The 11,706-nt window shown below is 71.0% G+C and carries 9 protein-coding genes; 1 reads left to right on the plus strand and 8 read right to left on the minus strand.

The genetic code is table 11. From position 1 onward, the window contains the following. Positions 1-32: 32 nt before the first annotated feature. The 5 genes from ACFP3V_RS00200 to ACFP3V_RS00220 all read right to left on the minus strand — a co-directional run bounded on the left by ACFP3V_RS00200 (position 33) and on the right by ACFP3V_RS00220 (position 5,754). Positions 33-1,046: a 2-oxoacid:ferredoxin oxidoreductase subunit beta gene (locus ACFP3V_RS00200; RefSeq protein WP_380578276.1), complete on the minus strand. Its 1,014-nt coding sequence runs from the start codon at positions 1,044-1,046 to the stop codon at positions 33-35. Beyond that, the gene (locus tag ACFP3V_RS00205) at positions 1,036-2,955 is read right to left on the minus strand and encodes a 2-oxoacid:acceptor oxidoreductase subunit alpha (RefSeq protein ID WP_380578278.1); all 1,920 of its coding nucleotides are present in this window, start codon (positions 2,953-2,955) and stop codon (positions 1,036-1,038) included. The genes ACFP3V_RS00200 and ACFP3V_RS00205 overlap by 11 nt, the downstream gene beginning before the upstream one ends. A gap of 86 nt (positions 2,956-3,041) precedes the next feature. Continuing rightward, positions 3,042-3,704, minus strand: coding sequence for a LuxR C-terminal-related transcriptional regulator (locus tag ACFP3V_RS00210; protein ID WP_380578280.1), 663 nt, complete (start codon positions 3,702-3,704; stop codon positions 3,042-3,044). A 225-nt stretch (positions 3,705-3,929) separates the two neighbouring features. Next, positions 3,930-4,940, minus strand: a complete 1,011-nt coding sequence (locus ACFP3V_RS00215) for a polyprenyl synthetase family protein (protein ID WP_380578282.1) — start codon at positions 4,938-4,940, stop codon at positions 3,930-3,932. A gap of 121 nt (positions 4,941-5,061) precedes the next feature. Next, on the minus strand, positions 5,062-5,754 hold the full coding sequence (locus tag ACFP3V_RS00220; RefSeq protein WP_380578285.1) for a TetR/AcrR family transcriptional regulator: 693 nt from the start codon (positions 5,752-5,754) through the stop codon (positions 5,062-5,064). Positions 5,755-5,865: 111 nt separating this feature from the next. Here ACFP3V_RS00220 and ACFP3V_RS00225 point away from each other — a divergent pair, with 111 nt between their 5' ends. Next, complete coding sequence (locus tag ACFP3V_RS00225) at positions 5,866-6,390, plus strand: YceI family protein (RefSeq protein WP_380578287.1); 525 nt, start codon at positions 5,866-5,868, stop codon at positions 6,388-6,390. A 202-nt stretch (positions 6,391-6,592) separates the two neighbouring features. Here ACFP3V_RS00225 and nuoN read toward each other — a convergent pair whose 3' ends face one another. From nuoN to nuoL, 3 genes are read right to left on the minus strand one after another with little or no spacing between them, the layout of a single operon-like run. After that, positions 6,593-8,194, minus strand: coding sequence for an NADH-quinone oxidoreductase subunit NuoN (gene nuoN, locus ACFP3V_RS00230; RefSeq protein ID WP_380578289.1), 1,602 nt, complete (start codon positions 8,192-8,194; stop codon positions 6,593-6,595). Positions 8,195-8,208: 14 nt separating this feature from the next. Next, on the minus strand, positions 8,209-9,810 hold the full coding sequence (locus ACFP3V_RS00235; RefSeq protein ID WP_380578291.1) for an NADH-quinone oxidoreductase subunit M: 1,602 nt from the start codon (positions 9,808-9,810) through the stop codon (positions 8,209-8,211). Beyond that, positions 9,807-11,696, minus strand: coding sequence for an NADH-quinone oxidoreductase subunit L (nuoL, locus tag ACFP3V_RS00240; RefSeq protein WP_380578363.1), 1,890 nt, complete (start codon positions 11,694-11,696; stop codon positions 9,807-9,809). Before nuoL ends, ACFP3V_RS00235 begins: the two co-directional genes overlap by 4 nt. Between the last annotated feature and the right edge of the window lie 10 nt (positions 11,697-11,706).

Raw genomic sequence — 11,706 nt, forward strand, 5'->3', positions numbered from 1 at the left:
GCCGCGGCCGGGGCAGATGCGAGAGGCCGGGCTCAGCCCACGACCCAGGTGTCCCCGCCTGCGAGCAGCCTGGACAGGTCGCCCGCGCCCTGGCGCTGGACCGCGAGGTCCAACTGCTCGGTCATCAGCCGGTCGTAGGCCGGGCGGCGTACGTCCCGCAGGACGCCGATCGGGGTGTGGTGGAGGGTGTCCGGGTCGGCCAGCCGGGTCAGGGCGAAGGCCGTCGTCGGGTCGGCCGCGTGGGCGTCGTGGACCAGGACCCGGTCCTCGTTCCGCTCCGTGACCGCGTCGACGAACAGCGTGCCGTCCTCCGCCCGGAACACGCCCTGGTCGCCCGCGAAGCGGATCGGCTCGCCGTGCTGCAGCGGGATCAGCGCCCGGTCCCGCGTGCTCGGGTCCTTCAGGGCGTCGAACGCGCCGTCGTTGAAGATGTTGCAGTTCTGGTAGATCTCCACCAGCGCCGAGCCCTCGTGCTCAGCCGCCGCCCGCAGCACCGACTGCAGGTGCTTGCGGTCCGAGTCGATCGTGCGCGCCACGAAGGACGCCTCCGCGCCGATCGCCAGCGAGAGCGGGTTGAACGGCGCGTCCAGCGACCCCATCGGCGTGGACTTGGTGATCTTGCCGACCTCGCTGGTCGGCGAGTACTGACCCTTCGTCAACCCGTAGATGCGGTTGTTGAACAGCAGGATCTTCAGGTTCACGTTCCGCCGCAGCGCGTGGATCAGGTGGTTGCCGCCGATCGAGAGCGCGTCGCCGTCACCCGTGACCACCCAGACGCTCAGCTCCGGCCGCGACGACGCGAGGCCGGTCGCGATCGCCGGGGCGCGGCCGTGGATGGAGTGCATCCCGTAGGTGTTGAGGTAGTACGGGAACCGGGACGAGCAGCCGATGCCCGAGACGAAGACGATGTCCTCGCGCGGGATGCCCAGCTCCGGCAGGAAGGACTGCACCGCGGCCAGGATGGCGTAGTCGCCGCAGCCCGGGCACCAGCGCACCTCCTGGTCGGACTTGAAGTCCTTGGTGGTGAGCGTGAGTTCAGTGGCCACCGGTCAGCTCCTTCAGCTCCTCCGTGAGGGCGGTCGCCAACTGCTCCGCCTTGAACGGCATCCCGCTCACCTGGGTGAACGAGCGCGCGTCCACCAGGTACTTCGCCCGCAGCAGCAGGGCGAGCTGCCCCAGGTTCATCTCGGGGACCAGCACCCGCCGGTAGCGGCGCAGCACGTCGCCCAGGTTGGCCGGGAAGGGGTTGAGGTTGGTCAGGTGCGCCTGCGCCACCGCGCCACCCGCGGTGCGGACCCGGCGCACGCCGGCCGCGATCGGGCCGTAGGTGGAACCCCACCCCAGCACCAGCAGGTCGGCGTCGCCGCTCGGGTCGTCCACCTCCAGGTCCGGCACCGCGATGCCGTCGACCTTGGCCTGACGCAGCCTCACCATCCGGTCGTGGTTGGCCGGGTCGTAGGAGATGTTGCCGGTGCCGTCCTGCTTCTCGATGCCGCCGATGCGGTGCTCGAGGCCGGGCGTGCCGGGGACCGCCCAGGGCCGGGCCAGCGTCTCCTCGTCGCGCAGGTAGGGCCAGAAGGAGCCGTCCGGGCGGTTCGGCTCGGTGGCGAACTCGACCGGGATCGGCGTGAGTTCCTCCGGCTCGGGGATCCGCCAGGGCTCGGAGCCGTTGGCCAGGTAGCCGTCGGAGAGCAGGAAGACCGGGGTGCGGTAGGTGACCGCGATCCGCGCGGCCTCGACCGCCGCCTCGAAGCATCCGGCCGGGGTGGCCGGGGCGACGATCGGCACCGGGGCCTCTCCGTTGCGGCCGAACATGGCCTGCAGCAGGTCCGCCTGCTCGGTCTTGGTCGGCAGGCCGGTGGAGGGGCCGCCGCGCTGGATGTCGACGACGACCAGCGGCAGTTCGAGGGAGACGGCGAGACCGATCGTCTCGCTCTTGAGCGCGATGCCCGGCCCGGACGTCGTGGTGACGCCCAGCGCCCCGCCGAAGGCCGCGCCGAGGGCCGCCCCGATGCCGGCGATCTCGTCCTCGGCCTGGAAGGTCCGCACGCCGAAGTTCTTGTGCTTGGACAGCTCGTGCAGGATGTCCGAGGCCGGGGTGATCGGGTAGGAGCCGAGGAAGAGCGGCAGCCCGAGCCGCTGACCCGCCGTCACCAGGCCGTAGGCGAGCGCCAGGTTGCCGGAGATGTTCCGGTACCGGCCCGCCGGGAACGCGGCCGTGGCGGGGGCCACCTCGTAGGAGACCGCGAAGGACTCCGTGGTCTCGCCGTAGTTCCAGCCCGCCCGGAAGGCGGTCACGTTCGCCTCCGCCAGCTCCGGCTTCTTGGCGAACTTGGTCCGCAGGAACTTCTCCGTGCCCTCGGTGGGCCGGTGGTACATCCAGCTCAGCAGGCCGAGCGCGAACATGTTCTTGGCCCGCTCGGCGTCCTTCCGGGCCAGCCCGGAGTCCTTGAGCGCCTCCACGGTGAGCGTGGTCAGCGGCACCGAGTGGACGCGGTAGCCGGCCAGCGTCCCGTCGTCCAGCGGGTCGCGCTGGTAGCCGACCTTGGCCAGCGCGCGCTTGGTGAACTCGTCCGTGTTGACGATGATCTCCGCCCCGCGCGGGACGTCCCCCAGGTTCGCCTTGAGCGCGGCCGGGTTCATCGCGACCAGCACGTTGGGCGCGTCGCCGGGGGTCAGGATGTCGTGGTCCGCGAAGTGCAGCTGGAACGACGACACGCCCGGCAGCGTCCCGGCGGGGGCGCGGATCTCCGCGGGGAAGTTCGGCAGGGTGGACAGGTCGTTCCCGAACCCCGCGGTCTCCGAGGTGAACCGGTCGCCCGTGAGCTGCATGCCGTCACCGGAGTCGCCCGCGAAGCGGATGACCACCCGGTCGAGCCTTCTGACCTGCTTGCTCCCCGGGCTCCCCGAAGGTTCCCCGACTGCCGATCCCGTCTCCTCGACCCGACTGGTCACTGACGCTGGACCTCCTCGACACCATCCCTTGGTGCACCTTCTTGCATCCTATGACGGTGCCCAGACGCTGACGGGGAACTCACGAATCAGGCGTTGAGGTAGCTCAGGACGGCGAGAACGCGCCGGTGGCCGTCGCTGCCCCGGTCCAGCCCGAGCTTGAGGAAGATGTTGCCGACGTGCTTCTCCACGGCCCCGTCGGAGACCACCAGCTGCCGGGCGATGGCGGTGTTGCTGCGGCCCTCGGCCATCAGCCCCAGAACCTCCCGCTCGCGCGGGGTGAGCGCGGCCAGCGTGTCGTGCCTGCGGCTGCGGCCGAGCAGCTGCGCCACGACCTCCGGGTCGAGCGCGGTCCCGCCCTGCGCCACCCGGGTCACCGCGTCGGCGAACTCGCGGACGTCGGCGACGCGGTCCTTGAGCAGGTAGCCCACGCCGGAGGTGGAACCGGTGAGCAGCTCGGTGGCGTAGCGCTCCTCCACGTACTGGGAGAGGACCAGCGTGCCTACGGACGGGTGGGTGGCGCGGAGCGCGACACAGGCACGGATGCCCTCGTCGGTGTGGGTGGGGGGCATGCGCACGTCCGCGACGACGACATCGGGCAGAGCCCCTGTTCCGGCGAGTTCGTCCACGACGGAGAGCAGGGACTGCCCGTCCGCGACCGCGGCCACGACGTCCATCCCGCGGTCGCTGAGCAGTCGGGTCAGGCCTTCCCGCAGCAGGACGGAGTCCTCCGCGATCACCACACGCAACATGGGCTGAATGCTACGGGCCCCGCAGGGGGACCTTCAGGGGCGCGAGGATCCCCCACCCTCCCCAGCCTTCGGCCGGAGTGCCCCCACCGCGAGCAACACACCACCCACGGGGGTTCGACCCGCAGACGGGGCCGGACCTCCGCGAGTGGCGGGCTGGTCGCGCCCGCGGCGGAGCCGCACGTGTCTGCAGCCCCGCGCCCTGAAGGGCCCCTACGGGGCCCGGGGTTACATCGTGCGCAGGGCGACCGCGTCGCAGAGGCCTTCGAGAGCCGACCTCGCGGGGGTGGCCGGGAGGGCGGCCAGGAGAGTGCGGGCTTCCTCCGCGTAGCGGAGGGTGTCCTCCCGTGCCTGTGCCAGCGCCGGGTGACGGCGCATCAGCTCCAGCGCCTCCGCGTGCAGCGCGTCGTCCTCGATCGGGCCGGTGAGCAGCTCGCGCAGCCGCAGGTCCCCTGGGACGTCGGGGTCGGGCTCGCTCGCCTTCAGCAGCAGGACCGGGAGCGTCGGCACGCCCTCGCGCAGGTCCGTTCCGGGCTTCTTGCCGGAGACGTGGCTGTCGCTGGCGATGTCCAGGATGTCGTCGGCCAGTTGGAAGGCCAGGCCGATCCGCTCGCCGAACTCCTTGAGCAGCTCGATCACCCGCGGGTCGGCGCCCGCCATCAGCGCGCCGAGGTGGCAGGAGACGGCGATCAGCGAGCTCGTCTTGCCGCTGAGCACCTCGAGGTAGTGGCGCACCGGGTCCTCGTTGGGGCCGGGGCCGGCCGTCTCCATGATCTGGCCGGTTACCAGGCGCTCGAACGCCTCGGCCTGCAGCCGGACCGCCTCGGGGCCGAGGCCGGCCAGGATCTGGGAGGCGCGGGAGAAGATGAAGTCTCCGGTGAGGATGGCCACCGAGTTGTCCCAGCGGGCGTTCGCGGTGTCCGCGCCGCGCCGCATCTCGGCGTCGTCCATGACGTCGTCGTGGTACAGCGTGGCCAGGTGGGTGAGCTCCACGACGACCGCGGAGGGGACGATGCCCGGCGCGTTGGGGTCGCCGAACTGGGAGGCCAGCAGCACCAGCAGCGGGCGGAAGCGTTTGCCCCCTGCCTCGTTGAGGTGCTGGGCGGCCACCGTGATGAAAGGCACCGTGCTCTTGGTGGCCTCCGCGAGCGCCTCCTCGACAGCGGCCATGCCGACTCGGACCTCGGCCTCCAGTGCCTGGTCCTGCACGCTCAGCCCGAAGGGCCCGACGACGGTCACCGGGATGACTCCTGTCCTGTCGGTCTCGCGGCTCCTCGTCCCTGAAGCCGCTTGCCATCAAGGGCAGCGTATCCGGTCACGAGTGGATCACCGCGCCCACCCGGCCCGGCGAGGCCGCAGGTCAGACTGACCGGACGGCACACGAGCCCGCCTGGCCCATTCGAGCCATCGCCTGCCCCACCTGATCCGGCGTCAGGGGCGGGACGGGGAGCGGATGGGCCCGTTCGGCGCGGAAGGCGTCGAGCATCAGGTGCAGCGCACGGCGCCAGGCATCGGGGGCGATACCGGCGGTGGCCTCGCTGATCCGGCCGTGCGACCAGATGACGAAGGCCAGGTCCTCCGCCGTCACGTCGGACCGCATGCTGCCCTGCCGCTGGGCCCGCTCGACGATCTCGCAGCCGAGGTCGAAGATCCGGCTGCGGGAGGCCGCGAGGCAGGGCGAGAGCGGCAGGTGCACCGAGGCCAGCTCGTTGAACCCCCGGTCCTCCGCCTGGAGTTCACACATCGCCTCGGTGTAGCGGACGAAGCCCGCCCAGGCGTCGTCGAGGGCGGCGGCCTGTTCGGCGGCCGCCTGCCAGGCCTGGAGCTTGGCCGTGAAGAGCGCCTGCACCAGGTCGAGCCGGGTCGGGAAGTGCCGGTAGAGGGTGCCGATGGCCAGCCCCGCCCGCTTGGCCACCTGCTCCAGCGGAGCCTCCAGGCCGTACTCCGCGAAGAGGGTGGCGGCCGCCTCCAGCAGCGCGTCCCGGTTCCGCTGTGCGTCGCGGCGCAGCGGCTTGGTGCAGGACTCGTCGGCGTGGGTCTGCGGAGTGGCCATGGTTCGAGTCTACGAGCACCGCAAAGAAGCTGAGGCAGCCCTCATCTTTCTCTGCTACGGTGGACACACAAACCTGAGGGCAGTCTCACCTTATTGGAAGAGGGCACCACCATGACGACGCAGCAGCAGGCGGTCGAGGCCGCCGTCGGCACCTGGACGCTGGACGCCGACGCCAGCTCCATAGGTCTGCGGACCAAGAGCGTCTGGGGTCTGGTCAAGGTCACCGGCCGCTTCGGCGTGACCTCCGGCCACGGCACGGTCGCCCCGGACGGCACGGTGACGGGCGAGCTCGTGGTCGACGCCGCCTCGATCGACACGGCGAACGCGAAGCGGGACGAGCACTTGCGCTCCGCGCACTTCTTCGACACGGCCAACCACCCCGCCATCACCTACCGGGTCAACGGCGTCACGCCCACGGGCAACGGCCTGTTCTCCGTCCGCGGCACGCTGACCGTCCGCGACACGACCGGCCCGCTGCCCTTCACCGCGACCGCGGAGGGCGTGGGCAGCGACGCCATCACGCTGACGGCGGAAGTGCCGGTGGACCGGCGGCAGTTCGGGGTCAGCTTCAACCAGCTCGGGATGATGGCCAACGACAACGTCCTGACGGTGACGGCCGTCTTCCGGCGGGCCTGAGCCCGTCAGAGGGGCTGGGAGCCCCCCCGCCCGCAGGGGCGCGAGGATCCCCGCCCTGCGGGCGGGAGGGGCCCCAGCGCGAGCGGCCCACCACCCGCGGAGGTCCGGCCGGCAATCGGGGCCGGACCCCGGGGGTGTGGGCTGCTCGCGCGGTTCCTCGCGCCCGCAGGGCGGGGGATCCTCGCGCCCCTGACGGGGTTGCTCAGTGGGCGAACAGTGCGGCCTGGTTGGCCAGATGCAGGAAGTACTGGGGCAGGATCCCCAGCACCACCGTGACCACCACGCCGAGCGCGATCGCCGTCGCCGTGAACGCGCTCGGGACCGCCACCGTGGGGCCGTCCGGGCGGGGGTCGGAGAAGAACATCAGGACGATGACCCGGATGTAGAAGAACGCCGCCACCGCCGAGCTCAGCACACCCACGATCACCAGCGGCGTCGCCCCGCTGCCCGCCGCCGCCTGGAAGACGGCGAACTTGCCGGAGAAGCCCGACGTCAGCGGGATGCCCGCGAAGGCCAGCAGGAAGAGTGCGAACACCGCCGCCACCAGCGGCGACCGCCGGCCGAGGCCGGCCCAGCGGGACAGGTGGGTGGCCTCGCCGTCCGCGTCCCGCACCAGCGTCACCACCGCGAAGGCGCCCAGCGTGACGAACGAGTACGCCGCCAGGTAGAACAGCACCGCCGACAGGCCCGCCCTGTCGATCGCGATCACGCCGGTGAGGATGAACCCCGCGTGGGCGATGGACGAGTAGGCCAGCAGCCGCTTCACGTCCGTCTGCGTCACCGCGATGATCGCGCCGGCCACCATCGTCAGAATCGCCACGCCCCACAGCACCGGGCGGAAGTCCCAACTCAGGCCCGGGAAGGCCACGTAGACCAGTCGCAGCAGCGCGCCGAACGCGGCCACCTTCGTCGCCGCCGCCATGAAGCCGGTGACCGGTGTCGGCGCGCCCTGGTAGACGTCCGGGGTCCACGCGTGGAACGGCACCGCGCCGACCTTGAAGAGCAGGCCGACGCCCAGCATGGCCAGGCCGATCAACAGCAGCGCGTCGTTGGCCGTGGTGTCGGCCAGGGCCGGGGTCAGCGGGGCCTTGCCGGAGACCACGTCCGCGATGCCCGACAGCGAGACCGTCCCGGCGTAGCCGTAGACCAGGGCCAGGCCGAACAGGAAGAAGGCCGAGGAGAACGCGCCCAGCAGGAAGTACTTGACCGCCGCCTCCTGCGACAGCAGCCGGCGCCGCCGGGCCAGCGCGCAGAGCAGGTACAGCGGCAGCGAGAAGACCTCCAGGGCCACGAACATCGTCAGCAGGTCGGCCGCCGCCGGGAAGAGCAGCATGCCGGCCACCGCGAACAGCGTCAGCGGGTAGACCTCGGTGGTCTCGTGTCCGGCGCTGGCGGCCCGCTTCTCGTAGTCGCTGCCGGGGACCGCGGCCGCCTCCGGGGCGAAGGCGTCGACCGGCGCGCCCGCGGAGGAGCGGGGCTCCAACCGCCGCTCCGCGAACGAGAGTACGGAGACGACGGCCACCAGCAGGATGACGCCCTGCAGGAACAGCGCGGGCCCGTCCACGGCCACGGAGCCCATCGCGCCGAGGTGCGCCTTGGTGCCGCCGTAGCCGGAGGCGGCCAGGACGACCACCGCGACGAAGGCCCCGACCAGGCCCAGCAGGGCCACGCCCACCTGGGCCGGGTACCGTCCCCGGCGGGGCACGAAGGCCTCGACCAGGACGGCCGCGAGGGCCGCGCCGAAGACCACCAGCATCGGCGACAGCTGCGCGTACTCGATGTGCGGCGCGGGGATGGTGCTCACTGCGGCGAGCGTGCTCACTGGTTGCCTCCCAGCGCGGTCGTGACGGGGTGGGCCGGCGCGGGATCGGTCTGGTGCACCTGGCTGAGCGTGTGCCGCACGCTCGGGTTGACGATGTCCGCGATCGGCTTGGGGTAGACGCCCAGCGCCAGCAGCAGCGCCAACAGCGGGGCGACGACGACGAGTTCACGGGCCCTCAGATCCCGGACGGCCTCGTTGCCGGGCTTGACCGGGCCGGTCATCGTGCGCTGGTAGAGCAGCAGCGTGTAGAGCGCCGCGAGCACGATGCCGGTGGTGGCCGCGATGCCGAGCGCCGGGTTACGGGTGAAGGTGCCGACCAGGACCAGGAACTCGCTGACGAAGGGGCCGAGGCCCGGCAACGACAGGATGGCCAGTCCGCCGACCAGGAAGGTGCCGGCCAGGATCGGCGCGGTCTTCTGCACCCCCCCGTAGTCGGCGATGAGCCGGCTGCCGCGACGCGACATCAGGAAGCCCGCCACCAGCAGCCAGGCCGCCGTCGAGACGCCGTGGTTGACCATGTAGAGGGCAGCGCCGGACTGGCCCTGGGTGGTCAGCGCGAAGATGCCCAGGATGATGAAGCCGAAGTGCGACAGCGAGGCGTAGGCCACCAGGCGCTTGATGTCCTTCTGGCCCACCGCCAGCAGCGCGCCGTAGACGATGCCGATGACCGACAGCACCATGATCGCGGGCGCGAAGGTCTTCGACGCGTCCGGGAACAGCTGCAGGCAGAAGCGGAGCATCGCGAAGGTACCGACCTTGTCGACCACCGCCGTGATCAGCACCGCCACTCCGGCGGTGGACTCGCCCATGGCGTTGGGGAGCCAGGTGTGCAGCGGCCACAGCGGGGCCTTCACCGCGAAGGCGAACATGAACCCGAGGAACAGCGCGTTCTCCGCGATGCCACTGAAGTGCAGCTTGCCGGAGGCCAGTTGGCCGGTGATGGTGGGCAGGTCGAAGGTGTGGGTGATGGTGTAGAGGCCGATCACGGCCGCCAGCATCACCAGTCCGCCGAGCAGGTTGTAGAGCAGGAACTTGACCGCCGCGTAGGAGCGCTGCTTCGCGTCCTCCCCCGCCGTCCGGTCGCCGAAGCCGCCGATGAGGAAGTACATCGGGATGAGCATGGCCTCGAAGAAGACGTAGAACAGGAAGACGTCGGTGGCCTCGAAGGAGAGGACGACCATCGCCTCGACCGCCAGGATCAGGGCGAAGAAGCCCTGGGTGCGGCGGCTGCGCTCGAAGGTGCCGGTGTCGTCCGCCACGGGGTCGGCGTCGTGCCAGGAGGCCAGCATGACGATGGGCACGAGCACCGCCGTCAGCAGGATCAGCACGGTGGCGATCCCGTCGACGCCGAGCGAGTAGCCGATGCCGAAGGCCGGGATCCAGCTCTGATGCTCCGTCAACTGGAACGGGGCGCTGCCGGGTTGGAAGCGGGCCGCGACGACGCAGGCCAGGACCAGCACACCGGCTGCGAAGGCGAGCGGAATCGCCTTGTTGCGGTCCCGGCGCCGCGCGTCGGTCGCCGCCGGCAGCGCGGCGGTGAGGACCGCGCCGACGGCCGGCAGTGCGGCCGTCACTGTGAGCAGGGGGAAGGCGCTCATGAGACCGTCCTCATCAGGAGCGTGGTGGCGACCAGGACCAGGGCGCCGGCGAACATGCTGAGCGCGTAGGAGCGGACGTAGCCGTTCTGCAGGCGGCGGACCCGGCCGCTGGTACCGCCCACGAGCGCGGCGATGCCGTTGACCAGGCCGTCCAGGCCCTTGTTCTCCAGGTAGACCAGGGCCCGGGTCAGGTGGGTGCCGCCGCCGACCAGGACCACGTGGTTGAAGTCGTCCTGGAGCAGGTCGCGCCGGGCGGCGCGGGTGAGCGCGGAGCCGAGCGGGGGGACGGCCGGGACCGGGCGGCGTCCGTACATCAGCCAGGCGAGGCCGACGCCGAGGACCATGACCACGAACGTCACCACGGTCACCGTGGTACCGCCGACCGGGGAGTGGCCCTCCTCCTGGCCGGTCACCGGGGCCAGCCACTTCACGAACGCGCTGTTCCACGAGAACAGCGCGCCCGCCAGCACCGAGCCGACGGCCAGCACGACCATCGGGACGCCCATCACGGACGGGGACTCGTGCGGGTGCGGCTCGTGGCCTTCCGCGTCCGGCTGCCAGCGCTTCTCACCGAAGAAGGTCATCAGCATCACGCGGGTCATGTAGAAAGCGGTGACCGCGGCGCCGATCAGAGCGGCGGTGCCGAGGATCCAGCCCTCGGTGCCGCCCTTGGAGAAGGCCGCCTCGATGATCTTGTCCTTGGAGAAGAAACCGGACAGTCCGGGGAAGCCGATGATGGCGAGGTAGCCGAGGCCGAAGGTGACGAAGGTCAGCGGCATGTACCTGCGCAGACCGCCGTACTTCCGCATGTCCACCTCGTCGTTCATGCCGTGCATGACCGATCCGGCGCCGAGGAAGAGCCCGGCCTTGAAGAAGCCGTGGGTGACCAGGTGCATGATCGCGAAGACGTAGCCGATCGGGCCCAGGCCCGCGGCCAGCACCATGTAGCCGATCTGCGACATGGTCGAACCGGCCAGCGCCTTCTTGATGTCGTCCTTGGCGCAACCGACGATCGCACCGAAGAGCAGCGTCACCGTGCCGACCACCACCGTGGCCAGCTGGGCGGTCGGCGCCAGGTTGAAGATGACCGAGGAGCGGGTGATCAGGTAGACGCCCGCGGTCACCATGGTGGCCGCGTGGATCAGGGCGGAGACCGGGGTGGGGCCCTCCATCGCGTCGCCCAGCCAGGACTGCAGCGGCACCTGGGCCGACTTGCCGCAGGCGCCGAGCAGCAGCATCAGCCCGATGCCGGTCAGCGTCGCCTGCGAGGCGGTGTGCGCGGAGGAGAAGACCGGACCGAAGTCGAAGCTGCCGAAGGTGGAGAACATCAGCATGATCGCGACGGACAGCCCGACGTCGCCGACGCGGTTGACGATGAAGGCCTTCTTCGCCGCCGTCGCCGCGCTCGGCTTGTGCTGCCAGAAGCCGATCAGCAGGTAGGATGCCAGGCCGACGCCCTCCCAACCCGCGTACAGCAGGAGGTAGTTGCCCGCCAGCACCAGCAGCAGCATGGCCGCCAGGAACAGGTTGAGGTAGCCGAAGAAGCGCCGCCGCCGCTCGTCGTGGGCCATGTAGCCCACCGAGTACAGGTGGATCAGCGAGCCGACGCCGGTGATCAGCAGGACGAAGGTCATCGACAGCTGGTCGAGCTGGAAGCTCACCTGGGCCTGGAAGCCCCCGGCCGGCACCCAGGTGAACAGGTGCTCGTACAGGGTCCGGTCGTCGCCGGCGCGGCCCAGCAGGTCGAAGAAGAGGGCGAGCCCGACGCCGAAGGAGGCGAAGGCCAGCAGCGTGCCCAGCCAGTGGCCGAAGGCGTCCAGCCTCCGGCCGCCGAGCAGCAGCACCGCGGCTCCCAGGAGCGGCAGTGCGACCAGGACGGGGATCAGTGATTGCACG

Origin of the sequence: Streptacidiphilus monticola (assembly GCF_042658505.1) — a bacterium.
Classification (GTDB): Bacteria; Actinomycetota; Actinomycetes; order Streptomycetales; family Streptomycetaceae; genus Streptacidiphilus; species Streptacidiphilus monticola.

Coding starts and splice junctions, on each gene's coding strand:
- ACFP3V_RS00210 (WP_380578280.1), bottom strand. CDS start 3,704: ATGTTGCGTGTGGTGATCGCGGAGGACTCCGTCCTGCTGCGGGAAGGC.
- ACFP3V_RS00220 (WP_380578285.1), bottom strand. CDS start 5,754: ATGGCCACTCCGCAGACCCACGCCGACGAGTCCTGCACCAAGCCGCTG.
- ACFP3V_RS00225 (WP_380578287.1), top strand. CDS start 5,866: ATGACGACGCAGCAGCAGGCGGTCGAGGCCGCCGTCGGCACCTGGACG.
- ACFP3V_RS00235 (WP_380578291.1), bottom strand. CDS start 9,810: ATGAGCGCCTTCCCCCTGCTCACAGTGACGGCCGCACTGCCGGCCGTC.